This is a genomic window from Enterobacter cloacae complex sp. P15RS, from assembly GCF_014895905.1.
GTDB lineage: Bacteria > Pseudomonadota > Gammaproteobacteria > Enterobacterales > Enterobacteriaceae > Enterobacter > Enterobacter quasihormaechei.
Map to the genome: position 1 here is coordinate 194,361 of NZ_JADBQL010000016.1, position 26,435 is coordinate 220,795.

The window sequence follows — 26,435 nt, forward strand, 5'->3', positions numbered from 1 at the left end:
GTAGGCCGGATAAGCGAAGCGCCATCCGGCAAGAAAGGCGACCACTTAACCGGTCGCCTTTTTTTATTACAGCAGCTCCCGCGCCGCCGACACAATGTCATGCGCCGTCAGGCCATACTCTTTTTGCAGGAAGTCCTGCGTGCCCACCTGGCCATAACGTTCCTTCACACCTACCCGACGCATAGGCACCGGACAGGTTTCCACCAGCACTTCCGCCACCGCCGATCCCAGCCCGTTGTGAATGCTGTGGTTTTCGCAGGTCACAATACGCCCGGTTTTCTCGGCGTAGTTTTTCACCAGCATCCGATCGATGGGCTTCAGGGTAAACATGTCGATGACCGCTGCGCTTACCCCCTCCTGTTCAAGCTGGCGCGCCGCTTCCAGCGCTTCCGCCACCATAATGCCGTTGGCAATTAGCGTGATATCGCTTCCCTCGCGCAGCACGTTGCCCTTGCCGATAGTGAAGGTCGAGCCCGGCGCATAGACGCTCGGCGCCTGCTTGCGGATGGTACGCACCCAGTAGAAGCCTTCCAGGTCGATAAGCTGACGCAGCACGTCGTCGAACATCACCGCGTCGGTGACTTCCAGCACCACAGAATGCGCCAGACCGCGCACGATGCCCATATCCTCGAACGACATGTGCGTCCCGCCGTTGTGGCAGGCCGTCACGCCCGCATCCGAAGCAATCACCTTCACGTTATTGCGCTGGTAGTCCAGGGACATAAACAGCTGGTCGAAGCAGCGACGGCTGGCGAAGGCGGTAAAGGTATGGACGAAGGGCTTACGTCCGGTGAGCGACAGCCCGGCGGCCGTTCCGATCACGTTGGCCTCCATAATGCCGCAGTTGATGACGTGCTGTGGATAATCCCGCGCTACGCCGTCCATCGCCATCGAACTCATCAGGTCCGCCTCAAGCGCAACGATCTCGCTCCCGGCCTCAATCTGCCTGGCCACAAAGCCCGCGTAGACCTTACGCATCTCAACCGAATCTTTCTGTCCTGCCGGTGCAACCTTAATCATGTGAAGCCTCCAGTTGGCGAATCGTCTCGTTGAGCGCCGCTTTGCTCTCCTCGTTTAATCGCAGGTGATGCGAATTACTGAGCTGTTCCAGGTACGGCACCCCCTGCCCTTTGATGCTGTCGAGGATCACCACCCGCGGACGCGCATCGGCCTCAGGGATCGGTAAAGTCACCTTCAGCAGTGCCGGAATGTCGTCCCCTTTGACCGTCACCACGTCAAAGCCAAAGGCACGGAATTTGCCCTCCAGGTCGAAGGCACAGATAATTTCGTCCAGTTCACCGTCGAGCTGCTGTTTGTTCCAGTCCACGAACACGGTCAGGTTGTTCAGTCGATGGTGAGCGATAAACTGGAAGGCTTCCCAGCACTGGCCTTCGTTTAGCTCCCCGTCACCGACGATGCAGAACACGCGGTTTGGCCTTCCTGCCAGCTTGTGCGACAGCGCCATGCCGCCCGCAATCGAGATCCCCTGCCCCAGCGAACCGGTGGTGGCATCCACGCCGCGGGTTTTCAGGCGGTCCGGGTGGCTGGGCAGACGCGTTCCGTTCTGGTTCAGCGTGCTCAGCTCTTCAACCGGGAAGTAGCCCTTAATCGCCAGCGTGCTGTAGAGCGCCGGGCCCGCATGGCCTTTCGACAGCACAAAGTAATCGCGCTCTGGCCAGTCCGGGTCGGCCGGGTCTATTTTCATCACCGCACCGTACAGCACCGCCAGCGTTTCAACGACTGACATGCTGCCGCCGTAGTGGCCAAAGCCCAGCTGCGTCAGGGATTTCAGGGTCTCAAGACGGATCTGACGCGCCAGTTCGGTTATCTCATTCTCATTCATGATTTGGCTCCGGGGTTTTCCTGCGCGTTACCGCCCGCAGGTTTGTTTTTAGCGAAGATGTTGTAAGCCACCAGCAGCGCGAACAACACAACAACCAGTCCGGTGATGGCAAGCGGCGACAGGAAGCGCGCAAGATTGCCGAGCACAATCCCGACCGCACCAAAATCAGCGTCCGAGAAGGTGGTATTCGCAAAGCCAATCGCGCCCAGAACAGGCAGCAGGAGGACCGGCAGGAAGGTGATCAGCAGGCCATTGGCAAACGCGCCAATCATCGCCCCGCGACGTCCGCCAGTGGCGTTTCCAAACACGCCCGCCGTCGCACCGGTGAAGAAATGCGGCACCACGCCCGGGAGGATCAGCACCCAGCTAAACTGACCGCAGATCAACAAGCCCACAATCCCACCGAGGAAGCTGAACAGGAAGCCAATCAGCACCGCGTTTGGCGCATACGGGTAGACCACCGGGCAGTCCAGCGCAGGCCGCGCGTTCGGCACCAGTTTTTCAGAGAAGCCGGTAAAGGCCGGGACGATTTCCGCCAGAATCAGGCGTACGCCTTGCAGGATAATGAAGACGCCTGCTGCGAAGGTGATCGCCATGATAATGGCGTACACCAGGTAGTTTTGCCCGCCACTGAAGGTGGACTCCACGTACTCGCGCCCGGCGCTCACCGCCATGATCAGGTAGATAATCATCATGGTCAGGGAAATTGAGATCGAGCTGTCACGCAGGAAGCTGAGGTTCTTCGGCAGGTTCATCTCTTCGGTTGAGCGGGAGCCTTTGCCGACCCTGCTGCCAATCCAGCCGGACAGCACGTAGCCCAGCGTACCGAAATGCCCGAAGGCGATCTCATCGTTGCCGGTGATACGCTTCATATAGCGCTGCGCAATCGCCGGGAAGAAGGCCATAATCAGGCCGAGGATCAGTGAACCGGTAAAGACCAGCCCTACTCCCTCGAAGCCTGCGACCGTCAGGATCACGCCGATCATGCACGCCATGTAGAAGGTGTGGTGCCCGGTCAGGAAGATATACTTCAGGCGGGTAAAGCGCGCGACGATAATATTCGCCACCATCCCGAAGGCCATAATTAGCGCAGTCGAGGCACCGTATTTTTCCAGGGCAATGGATACAATCGCTTCATTGTTGGGAATAATGCCCTGAATATTAAAAGCGTGCTCAAACATACCGCCTAACGGATTTAAAGAGCCTACCAGCACGGTGGCGCCACCGCCCAGAACAATAAAGCCAAGAATGGTTTTAATCGTGCCTTTTACCACATCAGAAAAGGCTTTTTTCTGCGCGACAAGACCAATTAAGGCAATTAACCCTACCAGGACTGAAGGGACTTTTAAAATATCAACAACGAAATTCAGCGTTTCAAGGATAAACATATCCACCTCGCCTAATCAGGATTATTGTCTTTCGAACCAGGCGCGCAGCTGCGCTTCGAGTTCGTTGATATCGATAATATTGTTGATGACCACCAGCTGGCTTTCCGGCACGCTGGCGCTGGCCGCAATGTCTTTCGCCATCACAAACAGGTCCGCCGCGCCCGGCGTGGCCGAGGAGAGGTCGGAGTGTTCCACCTCGGCCTCAATCTCCAGTTTTTTGAGCACCTTTTTAATATTCATTTCGACCATAAAACTGCTGCCCAGGCCGGAGCCGCAAATAGCCATAATTTTCATTGTTATCCCCTTTTTTGAGTAGAGTACGCCCCATCACGCTGACGCGTAATGTTGAGATGAAACGGATTAAAGAATTAAATCAGAAGCGGTCGATGATGGTTTTTATCTCCTCCAGCGTGTTCGCCCGGTGTAATTCAGTCATATCCTCGTCGCTGGAAAATAATTCCGCTAACGCCGAAATCATTTCGATATGGCTATGTTTGTCCGGCGCCGCCAGCATTACAATCACATCGACGGGGTCAAACTCACCGGCACCAAAAGAGACGCCCTGTTTCAGTTTTAATAATGACAGACCGAGACCTTTCGCTCCCTCTTCCGGCCTTGCATGCGGCATTGCCAGGCCGGGAGCCAGTACATAGTAGGGTCCTAGCGCGTGGTGCTGCTCGATGATCGCCGTGACGTATTCCGGCGCAATCACCTGCAAATCCAGCAGCGGTTTCGCGCACAGCTCCAGCGCCTGCGGCCAGTTTTCAACGCTATCCTGTAGCGTTATGGTTGTATCATATATCCACTTTTTGAGCACTTTTCACTCCCGCTAAAGCCCAGACATGGGCAAACTCTATTCAACCCGTCAATCAATGACTGCGATCGCGATCACAAAGATAGCGCTACCAATGACTAACATGCAGAACTGTGATAGCGCTATCAAATTGCTATCATGGTGTGAAAACACAGCAAAAAAAGGGATTTAAGGCGTATACTGCCTGTCACGTAAAATAAGGATGAAACTGACTCACGTCCTGTCAGCAGGAAGATGTATGTCTTTAACCCGAAAACGCCGCAGTACCGGAAAAGTAACGCTCGCGGATGTCGCGCAGCTTGCCGGCGTAGGCACGATGACCGTTTCCCGTGCTCTCCGCACGCCCGAACAGGTTTCCGATAAACTGCGTGAAAAAATTGAAGCTGCGGTGCAGGAGCTGGGTTACATGCCCAATCTTGCCGCCAGCGCGCTGGCATCAGCGTCGTCATGGACGATTGCGATGGTTGTTCCCAATCTTTCCGAAGCTGGATGTTCCGAGATGTTCGCCGGGCTACAGCAGGTGCTTCAGCCTGCGGGCTACCAGATCATGCTGGCGGAATCTCAGCACCGTCTTGAACAGGAAGAGAAACTGCTAGAAACGCTGCTGGCATCGAATATCGCCGCGGCAATATTGCTTAGCGTTGAACACTCCGATACCGTGCGGCACTGGCTTAAAAACGCCTCTATCCCGGTGATGGAAATGGGTGCGATGCGTGCCGATCCGATTGATATGAATATCGGGATTGATAATGTCGCCGCCATGTATGAACTCACAGAAATGGTGATCCAGCGCGGCTACCAGAATATCGGCCTGCTGTGTGCTAACCAGGAGCAGTGGATTTTTCAGCAGCATTTGCAGGGCTGGTACAAGGCGATGCTGCGCCACCATATGTCGCCGAACAGGGTGATTAATGCCGCCATGCCGCCGAACTTCTCTACCGGCGCGGCGCAACTGCCCGAGTTCCTTCTGGCGTGGCCGGAGCTGGACGCGCTGGTGTGCGTGTCCGATGAGCTGGCCTGCGGCGCGCTGTATGAGTGCCAGCGTCGGCGCATCAAAGTGCCGGACGATTTAGCGGTGGTGGGCTTTGGCGACAGCGACGTCAGCCGCGTCTGTCAGCCGCCGCTGACGACGATGGCGGTGCCGCATCGCAAGATTGGTATTGAAGCCGGGAAAGCGTTACTGGAACGACTGAACGACGGGGGCTGGCGCGACCATAAGCCCATCGCGTCCAGCCTGTGCCTGCGGGAAAGCTGTTAAGGCTTACTCAGCCTCTTCCTCTTTCTCCGCTCTATTTTCCGGTTTAGCGGATTCGTTTTTGGCGTTGCGGGTCATCCACAGCGCCAGTGCTTTTAAGGAATCCGGCGTGAACTCGTCGCAACGCGCGGTGATCTCTTCCGGCGTCATCCAGCTGACTTCGCTCACTTCCTCTTCCTGCAAGGCGAAAGGCCCATGGGAAACGCAGCTAAACAGCCCGCCCCAGACGCGGCAATGCTCATCTTCAAAATAAAACTGGCCGTGCTCGGCAAACGGCACGCCAGCGATACCTAACTCTTCTTCCGCTTCACGACGCGCGGAATCCAGCAGCACTTCATCGGCCTGCACGACGCCACCCGCTGTGGCATCCAGCATACCAGGAAGAAAATCTTTGGTGTCAGTGCGACGCTGGACCAGAATCTTGCCCATGCCGTCATGAACAACGATGTACGTCGCGCGGTGACGCAGACGCTCCGCACGCATTTGTTCGCGGCTGGCCTGCGCGATCACTTCATTTTCTTCGCTGACAATGTCAACCCATTCAGTACTTGCCAAATGATTCTGCTCCACCATCGGGAAACCTTCTCGTCTAAGCGCTCTTTCGGCGCGTTTGCAGTTGAGGTGTAACTTACGGATTAATCGCTATCTGTGCAATAACTTGCTGATCATTAAGTGCTATAACGCTTAATGTACCATCTTCGTACATGCCATAGCTTGCCGGGTAACCGCCCTTTGGAATGCTGACGGACCCGGGGTTGAAGTAATAAATGCCTTCACGTTTTTCCGCCACCGGAATATGAGTATGGCCAGAAACCAGGACATCGCCAGCGGCGAGTGATGGCAGGTTATCCGGGCCGAACAGGTGCCCATGGGTCAGGAACAAACGGCTGTTTTCCATCAGCACCTGTTGCCAGGGAGCGGTAATGGGAAAGTGCAGCAGCATCTGGTCAACTTCGCTGTCACAGTTGCCGCGCACGGCAATGATGCGCGAAGCGTGCTGATTCAATTTTTCCGCCACCTGCGCGGGGGCATAGCCTTCCGGCAGCGCATTGCGCGGGCCATGGTTTAATACATCACCCAGGATGACCAGCCATTGCGCCCCGCTTTGGGCAAACAGCGAAAGCACGCGTTCGGTCGCGGGCAGCGATCCATGGATATCCGACGCAAACATCAGTTTCATCAGTTACTCCTCCGAAAATCAGACTGCCCCTATCATACCTCAAGCGCCTCGTCCGATCAGCCCGCGCGCTTAGCGGAGAGTGCCACATAGCGCTGCACCGACGCGCGTTGCCACTGGAACCCGGCATAATCCACCAGCAGCTGCGGGACGGCATCTCCGTTGAGGATCAGGCGATTGAGCATCAGCGCCAGATCGGCGTCGGCAATACACCACTCGCCAAACAGGTTCGGACTGCCGTGAGCCAGCAGCGAGGAGGCCGTCTCAATCAACTTTTGCGCGCTGGCTTCCCCCTCCGCGCTGAGCGCCGGCTTTTTGACGCCGGCGAAGACCACGTCCGTGGAGCGCTCGACGCGAATCGGCACCAGATCGCTGCGCAGCCACGCCTGGATCTGACGGGCGCGGGCGCGCTTTTGCAGATCGTGAGGATAGATGCGTTCCCACTCTGGCGGAGCAAAGCGATCTTCCAGATACTCGTCAATCGCCGAGGATTCGCTCAGCTCAAAGCCGTCAATCTCCAGCACGGGAACCCGTCGGGTAAGCGCGTAGCCCTGCCACTGGGGCTTCAGATGTTCGCCGCTGTCCAGGTCAATAGTTTTCAGATTCACGGCGAGCCCCTTTTCAGCCAGCGCCACGTAAACGCTCATAACATAAGGAGAAAAGAAGTTCGCATCGGACCACAACATTATTACAGGCTGGCTCATGACATCCTCATTAACTGATTGGTTTTCACTCAACATATAATCTCTTTGCCTCGCTGTCACCTGATGAAAACTCACGATTTTCTGCCAGCACCTATACTGTTTTTTCATGGCAACACTCTTCACACTGACAGGAGTTGAGAATGATCGATCTCTATTATGCCCCCACCCCGAATGGCCATAAGATCACCCTCTTTCTCGAAGAAGCCGAAGTGGAGTACCGGATCGTTCGCGTAGATATCAGTAAAGGGGACCAGTTCCGCCCCGTTTTTTTGGCCATATCGCCCAACAATAAAATTCCGGCCATTATTGATAACCTGCCCTCTGATGGCGGCAAACCGTTAAGCCTGTTTGAGTCCGGAGAGATTTTGCTCTATCTGGCGGAAAAAACCGGCAAGCTCCTGAGCGGTGAACTGCGCGAGCGTCACCAGACCCTTCAGTGGCTGTTCTGGCAGTCAAGCGGCCTGGGGCCCATGCTGGGGCAGAACCACCACTTTACCGCGTATGCGCCGCAGACTATCCCTTACGCCATTGAGCGATACCAGGTCGAAACCCAGCGTCTGTACGGTGTTCTGAACCGTCGGCTGGAAAAATCACCGTGGCTCGGTGGTGAGCATTACAGCATCGCCGATATCGCCTGCTGGCCGTGGATCAACACCCATGAACGCCACCGGATCGACCTGGCCTCTTATCCGGCGGTGAACAACTGGTTTGAGCGCATCAGGACCCGACCGGCCACCGAACGTGCGATGCAAAAAATCCATCAGATTTGAGCCTGCGCCCCGTTGGGTACAGGTGTTCTCCTCATGTATGATGAGGCAGAAATACTGACACGGAGAAGACCTGCAATGTCCCAGCATGACGCTATTATTCGTATAAAAAACTTACGCTTACGCACGTTCATCGGTATTAAAGAGGAGGAGATCGCTAATCGCCAGGATATCGTGGTGAATGTGGTGATCCATTACCCGGCAGACAAGGCGCGCGCCAGCGAGGATATCAACGACGCGCTGAACTATCGCACGATCACCAAAAGCATCATCCAGTACGTTGAGAACAACCGTTTTGCGCTACTGGAAAAATTAACTCAGGATGTGCTCGATATCGCACGCGAACACCACTGGGTCACTTATGCTGAAGTAGAGATCGATAAACTTCACGCTCTGCGCTACGCCGACTCCGTCTCGATGACGTTAAGCTGGCAGCGCCAGGCGTAAACCTGGAGGTAGTATGAAGATTCTGCTCACCGGCGGTACGGGCCTGATTGGTCGCCATCTCATTCCACGCTTGCAGGCGTTGCATCACGACATCACCGTGGTCACGCGCAGCCCGGAGAAAGCCCGTCAGGTGCTGGGTGCCGGCGTTGAGATCTGGAAAGGCCTGGCGGAACGGCAGGATCTGAACGGCTTTGACGCCGTCATTAACCTCGCGGGTGAACCTATTGCCGATAAACGCTGGACCGAAGAGCAAAAGCAGCGTTTATGCAGCAGCCGCTGGAACATGACCGAAAAGCTGGTTGAGCTGATTCGCAACAGCGAGACGCCGCCTTCGGTGCTGATTTCCGGTTCTGCTACAGGCTACTATGGCGATCTCGGTGAAGTGGTGGTGACCGAAGAGGAGCCACCGCACAACGAGTTCACCCATAAACTCTGCGCCCAGTGGGAGCGCATCGCCTGCGCGGCGCAAAGCGATAATACCCGCGTCTGCCTGCTGCGTACCGGCGTGGTGCTTGCCCCGAAGGGCGGTATCCTCGGTAAAATGCTGCCGCCGTTTAAAATGGGGCTTGGCGGTCCTATCGGTAACGGACGGCAGTATCTGGCGTGGATCCATATCGACGATATGGTCAACGGCATTCTCTGGCTGCTGGATAACGACCTGCGCGGGCCGTTTAACATGGTGTCTCCGTATCCGGTACGTAATGAGCAGTTTGCTCATGCCCTGGGCCATGCCCTGCATCGCCCGGCGGTGCTGCGCGTGCCTGCGACGGCGATTCGGCTGCTGATGGGTGAATCGTCGGTGCTGGTGCTGGGCGGCCAGCGCGCGCTGCCAAAACGGCTGGAAGCGGCCGGATTTACGTTCCGCTGGTATGATTTAGAAGAGGCGCTGGGGGATGTAGTGCGGTGAATATGTTACAGTCATACGCCATGTCTGGATGATATGGCGTAACTATGGCAACCCTCACCACAACCCGGCTTCACCTCTCTCCTTTCGAACCCTCTGACTGGGCGTTCTTCCGCTCACTGCGTGAAGATCCCACCGTCATGCGCTACATGGCTGCTATCACGCCGGAAAAAGAGACGCGCCGCGTATTTGCCGCACGCCTGATGGCGGAGCATGTCTTCGTGATCCGTCTGCATAATGACGATACGCCGCTCGGGGATATCGGGCTGCAAATCAGCGCGGCGAACCGTGAAGAGGCGGATATTGGCTATACCGTGGTGCCTGCCGCGCAGGGTAAAGGTATTGCCAGTGAGGCGCTGCACGCGGTGTGTGACTACGCGTTTAACCAGACCGGCGTAAGGGCGATTAACGCGTACGTGCTGGCGGATAACGGCGGTTCGGTACGCGTGCTGGAGAAGGCCGGTTTTGTGCGTACGCAGGTGCTGGAGAAAGCATACGAGATTAACGGGGTGCGGTATGACGACTGGGTGTATCGGCTGGAGCGTGGTGCGCTCTGAATGCGTGGCGGCCTACGGTTTTTGTCGGCCCGGTAAGCGAAGCGCCACCGGGCAATTAAGCTGCACCGCCTTATGATGCCCTCTTTATTTCAGAGATCCCTTCAGGAACTGCTGCAAGCGCGGGCTTTGCGGGTTCGCCAGCACCTCATCAGGATGCCCCTGCTCCTCAATCTTGCCCTGATGCAGGAAGATAACGTGGTTAGAAACATTACGGGCGAAGCCCATCTCATGCGTCACCACCACCATCGTTTTGCCCTCTTCAGCCAGCTTCTGCATGATGCGCAGCACCTCGCCAACAAGTTCCGGGTCCAGCGCGGAGGTCGGTTCGTCAAACAGCAGAACTTCCGGCTCCATCGCCAGCGCGCGGGCAATGGAGACGCGCTGCTGCTGACCACCTGACAGGTGCACCGGGTACTTGATCTGCTGACGCTCGTCGATACCCACTTTCGCAAGGTATTTCACCGCACGCTCGCGGGCCTCCTGCTTGCTTAAGCCGAGCACCTGAACCGGCGCTTCCATCACGTTCTCCAGCACCGTCATGTGGCTCCAGAGGTTGAAGTGCTGGAACACCATCGTCAGGCGCGTACGCAGCAGGCGCAGCTGGTTTTTATCCGCCACTTTAAGCTGGCCGTCTTTATCACGGACCATATTAATGTTCTGTCCGCTCACCACAATCGAACCTTCGCTCGGCTTTTCGAGGAAGTTGATGCAGCGCAGGAAGGTACTTTTACCCGAACCTGATGAACCGATAATACTGATCACGTCGCCCGCGTTAGCCTCCAGCGACACCCCTTTCAGCACTTCATGTTCGCCGTAGCGCTTGTGCAAATCAATTACGTTTAATTTGTTCTCAGCCATCATAAATTCTCAGTGCGTCGACGGTTTTATATGCTGCAACCAGCGTTTCTCAGCCTTACGGAACAGGCTGATCAGGACGTAAGAAATGATCAAATAGAGCACTGCCGCAATGCCAAACGCCGTAAACGGCTGATAGGTCGCAGAGTTAATATCGCGCGCAATCTTTAACAGATCCGGTACCGTGGCGGTAAAGGCCAGTGCCGTTGAATGCAGCATTAAAATCACTTCGTTGCTGTACGCCGGCAGCGCAATACGCAGCGCTGAAGGCAGAATAATACAGCGGTAAAGCTTCACGGAGGAGAAGCCGTACGCGCGCGCCGCCTCGATCTCTCCGTGCGGCACGGAACGAATGGCACCGGCGAAGATCTCGGTGGTATAGGCGCAGGTATTGAGCGTCAGCGCCAGCACCGTACAGTTCAGGCCGCTGCGGAAGAACGCGTTCAGCATCTCGGTGCCTTTCACGATCTCAAGCGTGTACATCCCCGAATAGAACACCAGCAGTTGTACGTACAGCGGCGTACCGCGAAACACGTAGGTAAACAGCCAGATCGGGAACTGGATAAATTTATTGTTCGACACGCGGCCAATGGCCAAAAACACCGCCAGAATGCCGCCCATTACTACCGAGGAAATCAGCAGCCACAGCGTGATCGCCACGCCCGTGAAGCGGTAGCCGTCCGTCCACAGCAGGGATTTCCAGTACTCCTGAATAATATCAATCACAGGTCAGCCCTCTTCACACCCACGGAGTAGCGACGTTCGAGCAGAAGCAGCACACCATTGGAGACGGTCGTAAAGACCAGATAAATCACGCCGCAAACCACCGCAAAGTAGAACGGTTCCCAGGTGCTCTTACCCGCCAGCTGCGTGGCCTTCACCACGTCTTCCAGACCCAGCAGGGAGACCAGTGCCGTCGCCTTGAGAATAACCTGCCAGTTGTTGCCGATACCCGGCAGCGCGTAACGCATCATGGCCGGGAACATGATCCGGCGAAACGTTTGTGAGGAGGTAAAACCGTAGGCAGTCGCCGCTTCAATGTGTCCCTTCGGCACGGCCATGTACGCGCCGCGAAAGGTCTCGGTGAAGTAGGCGCCGTAGATAAAACCAAGGGTAATGATACCGGCCACCATCGGGTCGATATCGATCTGATCCATGCCGATGGCGTCCGTCACGCCGTTGAGTGCGATTTGCAGGCCATAAAAGATCAGCAGCATCAGCACAAGGTCAGGCACGCCGCGAATCAGCGTGGTATAGCCTTCAAATATCAGCGCCAGCGGTCTGTTGGCGGATAACTTTGCCCCCGCGCCCGCCAGGCCTATCAGCACCGCCAGCACCACGGAGCTGATGGCCAGCTCAAGGGTGACAAGCGCGCCCTGTAAAATAACGCCAGAAAATCCGTACAGCATACCGCGTGCCCTGTCGTCTCGTGAGTGGTGGAACCGTGTCTTTTCCCCTCCCGTAACGGGAGGGGCCGCACGTTATCAGACGGGGCGATTAGCCGCCGTAGACGTTAAAATCGAAGTACTTTTTCGCCAGCTTGTCGTAGGTACCGTCCGCGCGCATCTCGGCGAACGCTTTGTTCAGGGCTTCACGCAGTTCGTTGTCTTCTTTACGCAGGCCCATACCGGTGCCTACGCCAAAGAGTTTTTCATCCTTAATGGACGGACCGCCGAACTTGTAATCTTTACCCACAGGCTGCTTCAGGAAGCCTTCGCTTGCCGCCACTTCATCCTGGAATGCGGCATCAATGCGGCCTGCGGTCAGGTCTGCGTAGATATTTTCCTGGCCCTGGTAAGAGACAATTTCAATGCCCTTAGGCGCCCAGTGCTCGTTGCCGTAGGTTTCCTGCGTGGTCCCCTGCAACACGCCCACGCGTTTGCCTTTCAGAGACTCAAGGGTTGGCTGAATGTCAGAGGATTTCGCCACTACCAGACGTGAATCTGCCGCGTAGAGTTTGTCGGTGAAGGCAATCTCCTGCTGACGTTTTTCAGTGATGGAAAGGGAGGACATGATCACGTCGATTTTTTTGGCTTTCAGGGACGGGATCAGCGCATCCAGCGGGTTTTCAACGTAGGTACATTGCGCTTTAATGCGTTTGCACAGCTCGTTAGCCAGATCGATGTCAAAACCGACCAGTTCCCCCTTCGCATTCTTCGATTCGAAAGGTGCGTAGGTTGGATCAGTTCCAATACGAATTTTCTGCGGAATTGCTGCGAATGCCGCGGTGGCGCTGGAAAAGGCCAGTACCAGAGAAAGTGACAACACCAGTTTTTTCATATCTGTCCTCAACAAACTGTCTTAATACGAGATTTTACGACCACGGGGTGCCGTTAATGTGCCATTAATCGCCTCATTCAGGCAAAGATTAATGGCTCTGAACGGGAATTTTTGCATTTTAAATGCTTAACTATGCACACAGCGATCCAATACGGTGCAATAGATGCACCATACTGGAACATTACCCCGTGGGATGCACCACATCAGTGCATCCCGTTCAGGCATTAATCACCGTAGACGTTGAAATCGAAGTATTTCTTCGCCAGTTTGTCGTAGGTACCGTCTTTACGCAGCTCGTTAAACGCTTTGTCGAAGGCGGCTTTCAGCTCGGTATCATCCTTACGCAGGCCAATACCGGTGCCGTCGCCAAAGTATTTTTTATCTTTAACTGACGGGCCAGCAAAGGCGTACTCTTTACCCGCAGGCTGCTTCAGGAAGCCTTCGCTCGCGGCAACTTCATCCTGGAACGCGGCATCCAGACGGCCCGCCGCCAGGTCAGAGTAGATCAGATCCTGGTTCTGGTAGGCGACCACATCGACGCCCTTCTCGCGCCAGTTGGCGTTCGCGTAGCCTTCCTGGGTTGAGCCCTGAAGCACGCCAACATGCTTACCTTTCAGCGAGTCGATGGTCGGCTGGATTGGGGAGCCTTTCGCGGCAATCAGACGTGAATCGGCAGCGTAGAGCTTCTCAGAGAAGGCGATCTCCTGCTGACGTTTTTCCGTGATGGAGAGAGAAGAGATAATGGCATCAATTTTCTTGGCTTTCAGCGATGGGATCAGCGCGTCAAAGTCACTGCCCACCCATGTGCATTTCACTTCCATGCGTTTGCACATCTCATTTCCCAGATCGATATCAAACCCCACGAAATCGCCCTTCGCATCCTTGGATGAGAATGGCGCGTAGGTTGCGTCTGTACCGATACGAACTGTCTGTGGAAGCGCTGCATAACTGCCTGCTGCTGCACTCAAGCCCACGAGCAAAGACAGAGCCAGAACCGTCTTCTTCATACATTTACCCTCAAGAACCGTGATTTTATTATGGTTTATGTTGTGTGTTGTGTTGCAGGCTGCTCTTGCAGGTCTTATGCCACATTGTCGTCGGGTTCAGACTACGACGTTAAATATGTTAATAAAACGTTGCGATACTGCCTTAATGGTGAAAGATAGCAGGTCTGCCGAACGAACCGGAAAGAGAAAAAGGGAAAAAGCGAATTAAATGTCGAGGATATGATCGCGGTTGCAGTTTTGCCCTGAAACAGGGCAAATTGGCTTTTCATGCACCCTGGTTGTGCACGGCTTCACGTACCCTGCCAGCGGACAAAGAGATCTTCAGGCAGGTCAATATCGAACTGATCCAGTACGCGGTTAACGGTCTGATTGATGACATCGTCCAGCGTCTGCGGGCGATGATAGAACGCAGGAACCGGGGGCATAATCACCGCGCCCAGTTCGGCGGCCTGCGTCATCAGGCGCAGATGTCCCAGGTGCAGCGGGGTTTCGCGCACGCACAGCACCAGAGGGCGACGCTCTTTCAGCACCACGTCTGCCGCACGCGTCACCAGCGTGTCGGTATAGCTGTTTACAATGCCGGAAAGGGTTTTAATCGAACAGGGCAAAATAACCATGCCGGCCGTTTTAAACGAGCCTGAAGAGATGCTGGCGGCGATATCGCGGGCATCGTGCACAACGTCAGCCAGGGCCTGAACGTCGCGCAGAGAGAGAGCGGTTTCAAGAGAGAGGGTCTGGCGCGCCGCCTGGCTCATCACCAGATGGGTTTCTACGCCTGCAACGTCACGCAGCACCTGTAACAGCCGGACGCCGTAAATCGCGCCGCTGGCGCCGCTGATCCCTACAATGAGTCGTTTCATGATTTTTGCCCTTGCTGATTTCAGGGCAGACTGTGCAGGATTTTACGGGGAGTTGCAAGTGAGGGCGAGCGCCCTCACCTGCACAGGCATCAACCTTCGTTGTGCATCTCTAAGCTTTCGAGATCGTTTTGCAGCTGGACGGCTTTCGCATCGTCGTTACGCAGCGAATCAAGGTAGTCGAGATACTGCTGGTCAACGTCTTTCGTCACGTAGATGCCATTGAACACCGAGCATTCGAACTGCTGGATATCCGGGTTCTCGGCGCGCACCGCGTCGATCAGGTCGTTCAGATCCTGGAAAATCAGGCCGTCGGCCCCGATAATCTGACGGATTTCGTCCACTTCGCGACCGTGAGCAATCAGCTCGTTGGCGGTTGGCATATCAATACCGTACACGTTCGGGAAGCGGATTTCCGGCGCCGCAGAGGCGAGATACACTTTCTTCGCGCCGGCTTCGCGCGCCATCTCGATGATCTGCTCGGACGTCGTGCCGCGCACGATGGAGTCATCCACCAGCAGCACGTTCTTGTCGCGGAACTCGGCACGGTTAGCGTTGAGCTTGCGACGTACGGACTTACGGCGCAGCTGCTGGCCGGGCATGATGAAGGTACGGCCAACGTAGCGGTTTTTCACGAAGCCCTGACGGTACGGCTTGTCCAGAATGCGGGCGATCTCCAGCGCGATGTCGCAGGAGGTTTCCGGAATCGGTATCACCACGTCGATGTCGAGATCGTCCCACTCGCGGGCAATCTTCTCGCCCAGCTTCGTGCCCATGTTGACGCGCGCGCTGTAAACGGAAATCTTGTCGATGAACGAGTCCGGACGAGCGAAGTAGACGTATTCGAACAGGCACGGGTTGCTCACCGGGTTGTCGGCGCACTGGCGGGTAAACAGCTGGCCCTTCTCGGTGATGTAAACCGCTTCGCCCGGCGCAACGTCACGCAGGAACTCGAAGCCCAGCGTGTCCAGCGCCACGCTTTCGGAGGCCACCATGTACTCGGAACGGCCATCGCCGAGGTCGCGCTTGCCGAGCACCAGCGGGCGGATCCCGTTTGGATCGCGGAAGGCCACCATGCCGTGACCGATAATCATCGCCACGCAGGCGTACGCGCCGCGGATCTGGCGGTTTGTCGCGGCAACGGCGGCAAAGATGTTATCGGCTTCCAGCGGGTAGTGGCGGAAGTTATCCAGCTCGCTGGCAAAGATATTGAGCAGGATTTCAGAATCAGAGGTGGTGTTAATGTGGCGACGTTTCTCTTCAAACAGCTTTTTACGCAGCTCGTGGGCGTTGGTCAGGTTGCCGTTGTGGGCAAGCGTGATGCCATACGGGGAGTTAACGTAAAAAGGCTGAGCCTCAGAGGCGCTGGAACTGCCAGCAGTAGGATAACGAACGTGACCGATCCCCATATTACCTTGCAGACGCTGCATATGGCGGGCTTCAAACACATCGTTTACCAGGCCGTTCGCCTTACGTAAACGGAAGCAGTTGTTTGCATCAATGGTGATGATACCCGCAGCATCCTGCCCACGGTGCTGAAGCACCGTTAACGCGTCATAAATCGACTGGTTTACCGGCATGAAACCGGCGATACCGACAATACCGCACATTCGTCTTTTCCTCGTTAAGCCACATCTCAGGGTTTATGCCCTGGGCAAGAAACTCGACGAGCTTTGCAGATAGTCAAAGAACCATCTGATGATGAAGCTGAACTCCGGAATGAGCTGCGATTTCTGCCAGTCTTCACTTTTGGAGAACCCGGTAAAGGTATCCAGGAAGAACAGGATCGCGGCCACAATCAGCACGCCTCGCAACGCACCGAAACAGATGCCGAGCACCCTGTCCGTCCCTGACAGACCGGTTTTCTCGACCAGCTGGCCTATCACATAGTTGACGATAGCGCCGACAATCAGCGTCGCGATAAACAGCAGCGCGATAGCGATTCCGTTTCGGACCAGTTCATCTTCAAAGCCCGTGAACCAGACAGACAGGTAAGTGTAGTAATGACTGGCAACAAAGAAAGCACAACCCCAGGTTACCAGCGATAACGCTTCACGAACAAAGCCACGGATCAGGCTAACCAGACAGGAAAAACCAATCACCGCAATGATGGCGTAATCAATCCAGACCATATGTGTCCCACGATTTAACGCCCTGTCATCCAGTTCGGGGCGAATTCTAACAGAAAAAGAAAACGTTTGCGTAGGGATTTCCTTCCCATGCGTAAATAAAAAAGGCGCTGAAAAAATGCTCAACGCCGTTGGCTTATTACGTCTCTTTGGACGTCTGCCATTCCCCCTCACCCTAACCTTCTCCCCTTTGGGAAGAGGGCCGGGGTGAGGGGGAAAACTTATCAGTTTGCGCTGTAGTTCATCACCACGCCGCTCAGGCCGGAGATCTGCTTCAGCTCGCCAAGCGAACCTTTGAGCTTATCTTTAGACGCATCCGGCCCCACGAGGATACGGGTAATTTTACCCTGCACCGGCGTGGTGGGTGAAGTATAAACACGGTATCCCGCGCCGCGCAGTTTACTCACGATCTCATTGACCTTATCAGCGTTTTTCAACGCACCCAGCTGAACGACATAGGCTTTGCCCGTCGGGGCAGCCTCCTGCTGGGCCTGTCTGGCCGGTGGCGGCGTTTCCGTTGCCGCCGCCAGCTGCTCGGCCGCTTTGTCACGCTGCGGTTTAGGCTGCGTTTTCTCTACCGGCTTCGGTTTTTCAACCGGTTTAGGTTGCTCTACCGGTACGGGATCGATTTCAACGTTGTTATTTGCAGCCAGACGCGACGGGTCAAGAGACGGCGCGGCTGCATCGCCTGCACGCACCTCTTCCGCTGCGCCTTCAGGCGGCTGGGCAGGTAGCGCCTGCGTTGCCGCGGGCAGCATGTCGGGCTCGTCGCGGTCGCCCGGTTTTGGCACCAGCGGAATAGCCGCAAATTCATCCTGGTAATGCTTTTTCTGCCCGTCGAGCAGCCCCGGGAGAATAATCACCCCGAGCGCGACCAGCACAATGGTTCCTGTTAAACGGTTCTGAAACTTACTCGCCACCGGTTCTCCCCGCCTCCATCACTTCCATGACATGTGCCACCGTGTGGAATGACCCACACACCAGCACGGTATCTTCTGGTTTAGCTTCCGCCATCGCGGCGCGCCAGGCCGAAACCACGCTGTCGTAGATTTCGCCTTTGCCGAGATGTTCCATTAATTGCTCAGCAGTCGCGCCACGCGGCCCCTCCAGAGGAGCACAATACCAGCTATCGACCACACTCTCCATGCAGGCCAGCGTGCCGCCGATATCTTTATCATGAAGCATACCGATAACCGCCAGCACGCGCCCGGTTTTTGGTAACGATTTGAGACGTCCTGCGAGGTACGCCGCCGCGTGCGGGTTATGCGCCACGTCCAGAATCAGACGCGGTGACTCGCTCACAATCTGGAAACGCCCTGGCAGCAGCGCGTTCTGAATACCGTCGCGGATCGCCTGCTCGCTCACCGTTAATCCGCTGGCGCGCAGTGCGGCCAGCGCGGTCGCTGCGTTAGGCTGTGGCACCTGCGGCAGCGGCAGATTCTCCAGCACGCCCTGCGCATCGCTAAAGCGCCAGCCGTGGCCCTGAACCTCATACTGCCAGTCCACGCCACGACGCAGCAACCGGGCACCCTTCTCTTTCGCCACATCGGCAATGGTGTGCGGCATGTCCGGCTCGCCGACCACGGCGGGCTTATTCGCCCGGAAAATACCGGCCTTCTCGCGGCCAATGCTTTCGCGGTCTGGCCCCAGCCAGTCGGTGTGATCCAGCGCGATGCTGGTCACGACCGCGACATCCGCATCCACCATGTTTGTCGCGTCCAGTCGCCCACCCAGCCCGACTTCCAGGATCACCACGTCCAGCTGCGCCTGCTTAAACAGCCACAGCGCCGACAGGGTGCCGTATTCGAAATAGGTTAGTGACGTTTCGCCGCGCGCCGCTTCGATAGCGGCAAACGATGCCGTGTGGGCAGATTCCGCCAGCTCGGCGTTTTGCACCCGCACGCGCTCGGTATAGCGCACCAGATGCGGAGAGCTGTAAACGCCGACCTTATAGCCGGCAGCCATCAGGACAGATTCCAGCGTGCGGCAGGTGGTGCCTTTCCCGTTAGTGCCGGCGACGGTAAACACGAACGGCGCGGGTTTCAGCACGTCGAGACGCGCGGCAACCTGGCTTACGCGCTCAAGGCCCATGTCGATGGTTTTACTGTGCAGGTTTTCCAGATAAGAAAGCCACGCGGCCAGGGGCGACGTGGCTTGAGGAATGCTTTTATTTTCCATGATGCCCGGTTGTCATTAACGGTTTAGAAAGCAAAAGGGCAGCGCCATTCGGCCCTGCCCTTTTCAGTTATCAGGCCTCGGGTTCCTGATCCGGTACGACCACGCCTTCGCGCGGCTCGTCCGGGTTAGGCGCTGGCAGATTCATCAGCTTCGCCAGAATGCTGGCCAGCTTGAGGCGCATTTCCGGACGGCGGACGATCATATCGATAGCGCCTTTCTCAATGAGGAACTCACTGCGCTGGAAGCCCGGCGGCAGTTTCTCACGTACGGTCTGTTCGATAACGCGAGGACCGGCAAAGCCGATCAGCGCTTTTGGCTCAGCGATGTTCAGGTCGCCCAGCATTGCGAAGCTTGCAGAGACGCCACCCATGGTTGGGTCGGTCAGTACCGAGATATACGGCAGACCGCGCTCCTGCATTTTCGCCAGCGCAGCGGAGGTTTTCGCCATCTGCATCAGAGACATCAGCGCTTCCTGCATACGCGCACCACCGGAGGCGGAGAAGCAGATCAGCGGGCAGTTGTCTTCCAGCGCCTGCTCAACGGCACGTACGAAACGCGCGCCGACCACGGAGCCCATTGAGCCGCCCATAAAGGAGAACTCAAACGCAGCGGCAACCACCGGCATTTCATGCAGGGTGCCCTTCATGACGATCAGCGCGTCTTTCTCGCCGGTCTCTTTCTGTGCAGAGGCCAGACGATCTTTGTATTTTTTGGAGTCGCGGAACTTGAGCACATCTTTTGGCTCCAGTTCGCTGCCCAGTTCTACCAGAGAACCTTCGTCCAGCAGGCTATGCAGGCGGTTGCGCGCCGACATACGCATGTGGTGGTCACACTTAGGACACACCTCAAGATTGCGTTCCAGCTCTGCACGATACAGAACCTGGCCGCAGCTATCACACTTCGTCCATACCCCTTCAGGAATGCTCGCTTTACGCGTCGGGGTAATGTTGCTTTTAATTCGTTCAATCCAGCTCATTGATAACCTTTCTGCCTGAACCTGGTCGTATGCCAGTTTTGCTGTAAGAGGCGAATAATGCCATTTTTGCCTCCAACAGACCATGAATGTTGCACATTAAAACATAACAGCCCGAAACTTTGGATAAAAAAGTGGTCGAACTGCCAGCGTGCATTTACTTCGCTTGTTTTGCTGCCGCGCGTTTGTGACGTATGATTTCGATAACACCCGGCAGAACGGAAAGCACAATAATCGCTACAATCAGTAACTTAAGGTTTTCCTGAACCACAGGCAGATCGCCAAACAGGTAGCCCGCATAGGTAAAGAGCAACACCCAAAGCAGTGCGCCCACCACGTTGTACATCGCAAAATGACGATAGGACATGTGGCCCATTCCCGCCACAAACGGTGCAAATGTGCGCACAATAGGCACAAAACGGGCAAGGATAATGGTTTTTCCGCCATGACGTTCATAGAACGCATGGGTCTTGTCTAAATAACTGCGGCGGAAAATCTTCGAGTCCGGATTACTGAACAACCGCTCGCCAAACACTCGCCCGATGGTGTAGTTGACCGCATCGCCAACAATTGCCGCGACGATCATCAGGACGACCATCAGATGGACGTTCAGGTCATTGGTTGGCAGTGCAGATAACGCACCGGCCACGAACAGCAGCGAATCTCCCGGCAGGAACGGCGTAACCACAAGGCCGGTTTCACAGAACAGAATGAGGAACAGAATGGCGTATACCCAGACGCCGTACTGCGCGACCAGCTCCGCCAGGTGAACATCAATGTGCAGGATGAAATCAATCAGAAAACGTATTACGTCCATATTGTCTAAGCCTTAATTGCACCTTTGTTTAGTCCGCTAAAAACAGCGGGCCCATTGGCGGTTTTGGCAGGTCGAACCGGTCCGGATAATCCACCGAAACCAGATACAGCCCTTCCGCTTTCGCCGTTGCTGCCGCAAGCGTTCTGTCCTTCGCTGCCAGCAGTTCTGCAATCCAGCTCTCCGGCTGGTGTCCGGCGCCCACTTCCATCAGGCTGCCCACGATATTCCGCACCATATGATGTACAAAGGCATTGGCTTTGATATCCACCACCACATACGCGCCATAACGACTGACGTTAATGTGCATGACGTTACGCCACGGCGTACGGGACTGACACTGCACCGCACGAAACGACGTAAAATCATTTTCTCCAATCAGGCACTGCGCCGCGCGATGCATGCGTTCTGCATCCAGCGGTTCATAAAAATGCGTTACGCCCTGGCTTAACACGGCCGGGCGCAGGCGCTGGTTGAAGATGACATAACGGTAGCGCCGCGCCGTCGCGCTGAAGCGCGCGTGAAAATCATCCGGCACAGCTTTCACCCAACGCACGGCAATGTCACCAGGTAAATTCGCATTTACACCCAGCGTCCAGGCCGCATCTTTGCGCACCGCAGAGGTTTCAAAGTGCACCACCTGCCCCGTGCCGTGAACCCCGGCATCGGTGCGGCCCGCACAGAAGACGCTGATCGGTTCGTTTGCTACCTGAGAGAGCGCTTTTTCCAGTTTTTCCTGGACGCTGCGCACCTCATTCTGACGCTGCCAGCCATAGTATTTACTGCCATCGTACTCAATGCCGAGGGCAATTCTGTGGACCGGCTTTTGTTCCACGTCTGACATCAGTACAGATACTCCTGCACCAGTTTTTCCGCGATTTTGACCGCCATCAGCGCGCCGCCAAAACGCACGTTGTCGGCAACGGACCAGAACTGCACCTGCTCCGGCATACCGTAATCGTTACGCACGCAGGCCACGGAGAGATGCGCGCTGCCGGTGGCATCGCCCACCTGCGTCGGGAATTCGCTCTCTTCGGAAAGGACAATGTCCTCACCGCGGCCAAACGCGTCGCGCGCTTCTTCAGCCGCCAATGGACGCAGGGCTTCAAAGCCGACCATCTGCGCATGGCCGTAAAAGACCGGAGACTGTACGACGTTCGCGGAGATCATCAGCCCGTCATCCTGCAAAATTTTGCGCGCTTCATCGACGATACGACGCTCTTCCCGCACCGAACCTTCACGATCCGGCAGCAGCGGCAGCATGTTGAACGCCAGCTGGCGGCCAAAGAAATCATCTTCGTCGATCGGGATACCGTTCAGCAGCTTCGCGCTCTGCCCTGCCAGCGCGTCTACGGCTTTTTTGCCATTCGCTGAAGCCGACAGCAGGCTGGTCACGGTAATGCGCGACAGGCCACCGTCGTCGATCAGCGGCTTCAGCGCGGTCAGCAGCTGGCTGGTGAGGCTGTTTGGTACCGCAATGATGTTGCGGTTGCGGTAATCAGCCAGCACAAACGGGTTAACGTCCGGCACCACCAGCGGCACATCCGGCTCAAGGGAGAACAGGCCGCTCAGGTCGATCACCAGACAGCCTGAATTGGTCGCCTCTTCAATGTAAGACGCCGTCGCCTCTGCACCTGCGGCAAAAAACGCCAGCTGAGCCTGGGTCCAGTCAAATGCGGCGGCATCCTGCACCATCACAGATTTTCCGCCGAAACGCAGATGTTCACCCGCGCTGTCGGTACGCGCCAGCGCGTAAATTTCGCCCACCGGGAACTGGCGCTCAGCAAGGGTTTCAAGCAGGGCTTCGCCCACGGCGCCAGTGGCGCCCAAAATGGCAATGTTCCAGCCTTCAGACATGGTGGTTTACTCCAGAAATAAAAACGCGTCCCTGTCGGCGTTTCCAACAGGGAGCAGAAAGACATTAACGTGCCGGGTGGTGAACGGCGTTAAATCCCAGCTGATGCAGCAGCGCCGCCGCGGAGGCGTCATCGCACATCACATACAGGGAGGACCACTCGCGGCGCTCAAGGTAATTTTTGCGCAGCTTGTCAAACTCACCCGGAATACCCGCCACTTTACGCAGCAGCGCGTCATCGCGGCGCACATCATACACCAAATGCACCAGTCTTTTTAGCGTTGCCTCATCCAGCGGGCCATGAAGGGTAATACGGCCAAATTCCGGCGCGGGAAGCAGCGTATCCAGCGCCACCTGTTGCGGATGGCCGATAAAGGCGCTGTAGGCCTCAAATACCTGAGTCGTGCCGCGCGCCTTGCCTTCGAGGGTATAGCCCGCAATATGCGCGGTCCCCACGTCCACCTTATTCAGCAATGCGACGTTAAGATCCGGCTCGGGCTCCCAGACGTCCAGCACAACGCTCAGATCTTGTCCCTCGTCGAGACATTTCAGCAGCGCCACGTTATCCACCACCGGACCGCGGCAGGCATTTATCAGAATAGTGCCAGCCTTCAGACGGCGGATTAACTTCTCGTCGGCCAGGTGCAGAGATCGGTACGGCCCCTCTTTGAAAAGCGGCGTGTGGAAGGTAATGACGTCGCACTCGTCGACTAGCTCGTCCAGCGTGCGGAAATCGCCTTCATCGCCGTTATCCTTGCGCGGCGGATCGCACAGCAAAGTGCGGACGCCCCAGGCTTCCAGACGCTTTTGCAGACGTCCGCCGACGTTGCCCACGCCCACAATACCTACGGTGCGGTCTTTCAGCGCAAACCCATCGCGCTCGGCCAGCATCAATAATGCGGAAAAAACATATTCCACGACGGCAATGGCGTTACAGCCTGGCGCCGCTGAAAAACCAATCCCCGCCTGCTTAAGCCACTGGTCATCCACATGATCGGTCCCGGCCGTTGCCGTCCCGACAAATTTGATCCCTTTGCCGGTGAGCAGTGCCTCATTTACTTTGGTCACCGAGCGCACCATCAGGGCGTCTGCATCGTCCAGTTCGCTGACCGGAATCGGGCGACCAGGGACAGCCTTAACCTCGCCCAGGCGGCTGAACAGCTCACGGGCGTAAGGCATATTTTCATCAACGAGGATTTTCACGTCTGAGTACCTGTTTGAGAGGAAGTAAACCTGCCAAGTGTGCCATAATCTCGCCGCCGGGCATATATCTCCGCCCGGTTACGCAGAGTTTGACTTTAAGGATTTTTGACGATGCAGCCCATTTCAGGTACGCCTCCGCGCCCTCCGGGTGAAGGCCCCGTAGCGCCCAACACGCCAGGCGAACAGCCGCTCTCCACGCAACAGCGCACCGTGCTGGAGCGTCTGATCACGCGCCTAATTGCGTTGACCTCGCAGCAAAACGCAGAGGTATGGGCCGGCGTTAAGCACGATTTGGGCGTCAGAAACGATGCGCCGCTCCAGTCGCGCCATTTCCCTGCCGCTGAACAAAACCTGAACCAGCGTCTTACCAGCGCACAGCAGCAACATACCACCCGCCAGATTGTCTCGCAGCTGACCGAGCTGTTGGGCCAGGGGAATAATCGCCAGGCGGTGAGTGATTTTATCCGTCAACAGTACGGCCATACCGCCCTGAGCCAGCTTTCGCCGGAACAGCTGAAAACCGTGCTGACCCTGCTGCAAAGCAACCAGCTTTCGATCCCGCAGCCGCAACAGCGCCCGTCGACAGAACGGCCATTGCAGCCAGCGGAGCATAATACGCTCAAGCAGATGGTCACAAAGTTGGCTGCCGCCACCGGCGAACCGACAAAGCTCATCTGGCAATCCATGCTGGAACTTTCCGGCGTGAAAGCGGGCGAGCTGATCCCGGCAAAACAGTTTACCCATCTGGTCACCTGGCTCCAGGCGCGTCAGACGCTCAGCGCCCAGACCGCCCCGACGCTGCATACGGTGCAGGCGTCGCTTAAGCAGCCGCTTGAGCGGCAAGAGTTTGAAGCTGTTCGGGAATATGCCCAGCAGGCCTGGCAGGCCACGCCGCAAACGGTGCTGACCACCGCGCAGGTACAGGATTTACTGAATCAAATCTTTATTCGCCGTGCCGAGCGGGAAGGCGGCGTACCGGAAGTGCGTAACGTTCAGCCCATCTACAGCCCGCTGTTTGCCCCGATCGTCGACACGTTTAAAACGCTCTCTGCCCGTCCGGGATTGATGTTTATCGCGCTGATGATTGCGCTGGCGCTTTTCTGGCTGGTTGTCTGAGGTTTTGCCCGGTGGCGCTCCGCTTACCGGGCCTACAACGGCTCGAACCGTAGGCCGGGTAAGGCGCAGCCGCCACCCGGCAACATATTACCGCTTCCGAAACGCCACCAGCGTCACCACGATCCCCACCACCGCGGAAACCGCGCCGGCGAGAAATACGGAAGGATAGCCAAACGACGTCGCCAGCACGCCCGCCAGCGGTCCGGTTATCCCGTAGGAGATATCCTGAAACGCCGCATAGCCGCCCAGCGCCGTGCCGCGCACCTGTGGTGCGACGCGCTTCACCACCTCAACGCCCAGCGCCGGGAAGATCAGCGAGCAGCCGCAGCCGGTTAACGCCGCACCCAGCAGCGCAACGTAGGCGGACGGAGCCTGCCAGAGCAGCACCAGACCTACCGTCTCAATAACCAGTGACGCCACGGCCACCGTCACGCCACCAAAGCGATCCGGCATCCAGCCAAACAGCACGCGCATCAATACAAACGCGCCACCAAAGGCCGTCAGCGTAAAGCCCGCCATCGCCCAGCCGCGGCTCATAAAATAGAGAGAGACGAAAGTGCCAATCACCGCGAAGCCTACTCCCTGAAGCGCCAGCCCCAGCCCTGGCTGCCAGATTTGCCCCACCACGCTCCACAGCGAAGGACGTTCGCCTTTATGGGCGGACACCTTGCGTACCGAACCGTTAAACGCCCACGCCAGCAGCGGTAATACCATGGTGGTTGCTGCCAGCGCCGCAAAACCAAACTGGCTGTGGATCAGCAAACCCAGCGGCGCGCCTGCCGCCAGCGCGCCGTAAATCGCCATCCCGTTCCAGGACATCACTTTACCGGAACGCGCAGGCCCCACCAGCCCCATTCCCCAGGTCAGGGTGCCGGTCAGCAGCTGGCTTTCGCCAAAGCCGAGGATCAGGCGCCCCACTACCAGCAGCGCGAATTTATACGCTGCATCTATCGGCAACAGCGCCGCCAGCAGCCAGGCGCCTCCCGCCAGCCCACAGGCAAACATGCCCTGCAATGCCGAGCGTTTTGCGCCGTGCTGGTCCGCCAGACGCCCGGCGTAGCCCCGGGTTAACACCGTCGCTAAAAACTGAATGCCCACCGCAATGCCGACCATGGTATTGCCATAGCCCAGCTCATGGTGAACGAACAAGGGGATCACCGGCAGCGGAAGGCCAACGGTCATATAGGTCAGAAACACCGCAAAGGCGATGCGGAAGAGGGAAAGGTTCCCGGAAGGAGCGTTCTTCTCAGGGGTAACAGCCTTCATGCATAACTCCGTGTTCAGGCATAAAAAAGGGAGCCGCGCGGCTCCC

The 26,435-nt window shown here is 56.7% G+C and carries 30 protein-coding genes; 6 read left to right on the forward strand and 24 right to left on the reverse strand.

Annotation, left to right across the window (positions count from 1 at the left end):
* Window positions 1–66: 66 nt before the first annotated feature.
* The 5 genes from IM267_RS10985 to IM267_RS11005 all read right to left on the reverse strand — a co-directional run bounded on the left by IM267_RS10985 (window position 67) and on the right by IM267_RS11005 (window position 4,048).
* Window positions 67–1,020, reverse strand: a complete 954-nt coding sequence (locus IM267_RS10985; RefSeq protein WP_063868189.1) for a transketolase family protein — start codon at window positions 1,018–1,020, stop codon at window positions 67–69.
* The gene (locus IM267_RS10990) at window positions 1,013–1,843 is read right to left on the reverse strand and encodes a transketolase (protein ID WP_193033392.1); all 831 of its coding nucleotides are present in this window, start codon (window positions 1,841–1,843) and stop codon (window positions 1,013–1,015) included. Before IM267_RS10990 ends, IM267_RS10985 begins: the two co-directional genes overlap by 8 nt.
* Window positions 1,840–3,231: a PTS ascorbate transporter subunit IIC gene (locus tag IM267_RS10995; RefSeq protein ID WP_063450398.1), complete on the reverse strand. Its 1,392-nt coding sequence runs from the start codon at window positions 3,229–3,231 to the stop codon at window positions 1,840–1,842. Before IM267_RS10995 ends, IM267_RS10990 begins: the two co-directional genes overlap by 4 nt.
* Window positions 3,232–3,252: 21 nt before the next feature.
* A complete protein-coding gene (locus tag IM267_RS11000; protein ID WP_003861447.1) occupies window positions 3,253–3,525 on the reverse strand; it encodes a PTS sugar transporter subunit IIB in 273 nt (90 codons plus the stop codon).
* Between the two features lie 79 nt (window positions 3,526–3,604).
* Window positions 3,605–4,048, reverse strand: coding sequence for a PTS sugar transporter subunit IIA (locus tag IM267_RS11005; protein WP_193033393.1), 444 nt, complete (start codon window positions 4,046–4,048; stop codon window positions 3,605–3,607).
* A gap of 235 nt (window positions 4,049–4,283) precedes the next feature.
* Between IM267_RS11005 and IM267_RS11010 the strand changes: the two genes are divergently transcribed.
* The gene (locus IM267_RS11010) at window positions 4,284–5,303 is read left to right on the forward strand and encodes a LacI family DNA-binding transcriptional regulator (protein ID WP_063450401.1); all 1,020 of its coding nucleotides are present in this window, start codon (window positions 4,284–4,286) and stop codon (window positions 5,301–5,303) included.
* 3 nt (window positions 5,304–5,306) lie between these two features.
* On the opposite strand, the gene yfcD is transcribed toward IM267_RS11010, so the two are convergent.
* From yfcD to yfcF, 3 genes are read right to left on the reverse strand one after another with little or no spacing between them, the layout of a single operon-like run.
* Window positions 5,307–5,873 carry an NUDIX hydrolase YfcD gene (yfcD, locus tag IM267_RS11015; protein ID WP_063450402.1) on the reverse strand — a complete coding sequence of 189 codons (567 nt, stop codon included), beginning with the start codon at window positions 5,871–5,873 and terminating at the stop codon, window positions 5,307–5,309.
* Between the two features lie 55 nt (window positions 5,874–5,928).
* Window positions 5,929–6,480 carry a phosphodiesterase gene (gene yfcE, locus IM267_RS11020; protein WP_063868180.1) on the reverse strand — a complete coding sequence of 184 codons (552 nt, stop codon included), beginning with the start codon at window positions 6,478–6,480 and terminating at the stop codon, window positions 5,929–5,931.
* Between the two features lie 56 nt (window positions 6,481–6,536).
* A complete protein-coding gene (yfcF, locus tag IM267_RS11025; protein ID WP_193033394.1) occupies window positions 6,537–7,181 on the reverse strand; it encodes a glutathione transferase in 645 nt (214 codons plus the stop codon).
* Window positions 7,182–7,321: 140 nt separating this feature from the next.
* On the opposite strand from yfcF, the gene yfcG reads away from it, so the two are divergent.
* From yfcG to IM267_RS11045, 4 genes are all read left to right on the forward strand, one after another.
* Window positions 7,322–7,951, forward strand: coding sequence for a GSH-dependent disulfide bond oxidoreductase (gene yfcG, locus IM267_RS11030; RefSeq protein ID WP_063450405.1), 630 nt, complete (start codon window positions 7,322–7,324; stop codon window positions 7,949–7,951).
* 75 nt (window positions 7,952–8,026) lie between these two features.
* The gene (gene folX, locus IM267_RS11035) at window positions 8,027–8,395 is read left to right on the forward strand and encodes a dihydroneopterin triphosphate 2'-epimerase (protein WP_003861432.1); all 369 of its coding nucleotides are present in this window, start codon (window positions 8,027–8,029) and stop codon (window positions 8,393–8,395) included.
* 13 nt (window positions 8,396–8,408) lie between these two features.
* A complete protein-coding gene (locus tag IM267_RS11040) occupies window positions 8,409–9,302 on the forward strand; it encodes a TIGR01777 family oxidoreductase (RefSeq protein ID WP_193033395.1) in 894 nt (297 codons plus the stop codon).
* 44 nt (window positions 9,303–9,346) lie between these two features.
* The gene (locus IM267_RS11045) at window positions 9,347–9,856 is read left to right on the forward strand and encodes a GNAT family N-acetyltransferase (RefSeq protein WP_193033396.1); all 510 of its coding nucleotides are present in this window, start codon (window positions 9,347–9,349) and stop codon (window positions 9,854–9,856) included.
* 84 nt (window positions 9,857–9,940) lie between these two features.
* Here IM267_RS11045 and hisP read toward each other — a convergent pair whose 3' ends face one another.
* The 15 genes from hisP to pdxB all read right to left on the reverse strand — a co-directional run bounded on the left by hisP (window position 9,941) and on the right by pdxB (window position 24,007).
* Entirely contained in the window at window positions 9,941–10,714 is a 774-nt protein-coding gene (gene hisP / locus IM267_RS11050; RefSeq protein ID WP_003861426.1) for a histidine ABC transporter ATP-binding protein HisP, read from the reverse strand.
* A 9-nt stretch (window positions 10,715–10,723) separates the two neighbouring features.
* Window positions 10,724–11,437: an ABC transporter permease gene (locus IM267_RS11055; RefSeq protein ID WP_063450408.1), complete on the reverse strand. Its 714-nt coding sequence runs from the start codon at window positions 11,435–11,437 to the stop codon at window positions 10,724–10,726.
* Entirely contained in the window at window positions 11,434–12,120 is a 687-nt protein-coding gene (locus IM267_RS11060; RefSeq protein ID WP_006811404.1) for a histidine ABC transporter permease HisQ, read from the reverse strand. The genes IM267_RS11055 and IM267_RS11060 overlap by 4 nt, the downstream gene beginning before the upstream one ends.
* Window positions 12,121–12,208: 88 nt before the next feature.
* Window positions 12,209–12,991: a histidine ABC transporter substrate-binding protein HisJ gene (gene hisJ / locus IM267_RS11065; RefSeq protein WP_003861421.1), complete on the reverse strand. Its 783-nt coding sequence runs from the start codon at window positions 12,989–12,991 to the stop codon at window positions 12,209–12,211.
* Window positions 12,992–13,215: 224 nt separating this feature from the next.
* The gene (argT, locus tag IM267_RS11070) at window positions 13,216–13,998 is read right to left on the reverse strand and encodes a lysine/arginine/ornithine ABC transporter substrate-binding protein ArgT (protein ID WP_006811405.1); all 783 of its coding nucleotides are present in this window, start codon (window positions 13,996–13,998) and stop codon (window positions 13,216–13,218) included.
* Window positions 13,999–14,288: 290 nt separating this feature from the next.
* Complete coding sequence (locus IM267_RS11075) at window positions 14,289–14,858, reverse strand: UbiX family flavin prenyltransferase (RefSeq protein WP_193033397.1); 570 nt, start codon at window positions 14,856–14,858, stop codon at window positions 14,289–14,291.
* Between the two features lie 89 nt (window positions 14,859–14,947).
* Window positions 14,948–16,465, reverse strand: a complete 1,518-nt coding sequence (gene purF / locus IM267_RS11080) for an amidophosphoribosyltransferase (protein WP_008502595.1) — start codon at window positions 16,463–16,465, stop codon at window positions 14,948–14,950.
* A gap of 33 nt (window positions 16,466–16,498) precedes the next feature.
* On the reverse strand, window positions 16,499–16,987 hold the full coding sequence (gene cvpA, locus IM267_RS11085; protein WP_063868171.1) for a colicin V production protein: 489 nt from the start codon (window positions 16,985–16,987) through the stop codon (window positions 16,499–16,501).
* A 221-nt stretch (window positions 16,988–17,208) separates the two neighbouring features.
* Entirely contained in the window at window positions 17,209–17,904 is a 696-nt protein-coding gene (gene dedD / locus IM267_RS11090) for a cell division protein DedD (RefSeq protein ID WP_063868170.1), read from the reverse strand.
* On the reverse strand, window positions 17,894–19,162 hold the full coding sequence (gene folC, locus IM267_RS11095; RefSeq protein ID WP_131636534.1) for a bifunctional tetrahydrofolate synthase/dihydrofolate synthase: 1,269 nt from the start codon (window positions 19,160–19,162) through the stop codon (window positions 17,894–17,896). Before folC ends, dedD begins: the two co-directional genes overlap by 11 nt.
* A 70-nt stretch (window positions 19,163–19,232) precedes the next feature.
* Complete coding sequence (gene accD, locus IM267_RS11100) at window positions 19,233–20,138, reverse strand: acetyl-CoA carboxylase, carboxyltransferase subunit beta (protein WP_003861408.1); 906 nt, start codon at window positions 20,136–20,138, stop codon at window positions 19,233–19,235.
* Between the two features lie 154 nt (window positions 20,139–20,292).
* Window positions 20,293–20,952 (reverse strand): DedA family protein, encoded by a 660-nt coding sequence (locus tag IM267_RS11105; protein ID WP_063450414.1) that lies wholly within the window; start codon window positions 20,950–20,952, stop codon window positions 20,293–20,295.
* Window positions 20,953–20,980: 28 nt separating this feature from the next.
* Window positions 20,981–21,793, reverse strand: a complete 813-nt coding sequence (truA, locus tag IM267_RS11110) for a tRNA pseudouridine(38-40) synthase TruA (protein WP_193033398.1) — start codon at window positions 21,791–21,793, stop codon at window positions 20,981–20,983.
* On the reverse strand, window positions 21,793–22,806 hold the full coding sequence (locus IM267_RS11115) for an aspartate-semialdehyde dehydrogenase (RefSeq protein ID WP_063450416.1): 1,014 nt from the start codon (window positions 22,804–22,806) through the stop codon (window positions 21,793–21,795). The genes truA and IM267_RS11115 overlap by 1 nt, the downstream gene beginning before the upstream one ends.
* 64 nt (window positions 22,807–22,870) lie before the next feature.
* On the reverse strand, window positions 22,871–24,007 hold the full coding sequence (gene pdxB, locus IM267_RS11120; RefSeq protein ID WP_193033399.1) for a 4-phosphoerythronate dehydrogenase PdxB: 1,137 nt from the start codon (window positions 24,005–24,007) through the stop codon (window positions 22,871–22,873).
* 111 nt (window positions 24,008–24,118) lie between these two features.
* Between pdxB and flk the strand changes: the two genes are divergently transcribed.
* Window positions 24,119–25,123: a flagella biosynthesis regulator Flk gene (gene flk, locus IM267_RS11125; protein WP_193033400.1), complete on the forward strand. Its 1,005-nt coding sequence runs from the start codon at window positions 24,119–24,121 to the stop codon at window positions 25,121–25,123.
* An 87-nt stretch (window positions 25,124–25,210) separates the two neighbouring features.
* Here flk and IM267_RS11130 read toward each other — a convergent pair whose 3' ends face one another.
* Window positions 25,211–26,389 (reverse strand): MFS transporter, encoded by a 1,179-nt coding sequence (locus IM267_RS11130; RefSeq protein WP_193033401.1) that lies wholly within the window; start codon window positions 26,387–26,389, stop codon window positions 25,211–25,213.
* Between the last annotated feature and the right edge of the window lie 46 nt (window positions 26,390–26,435).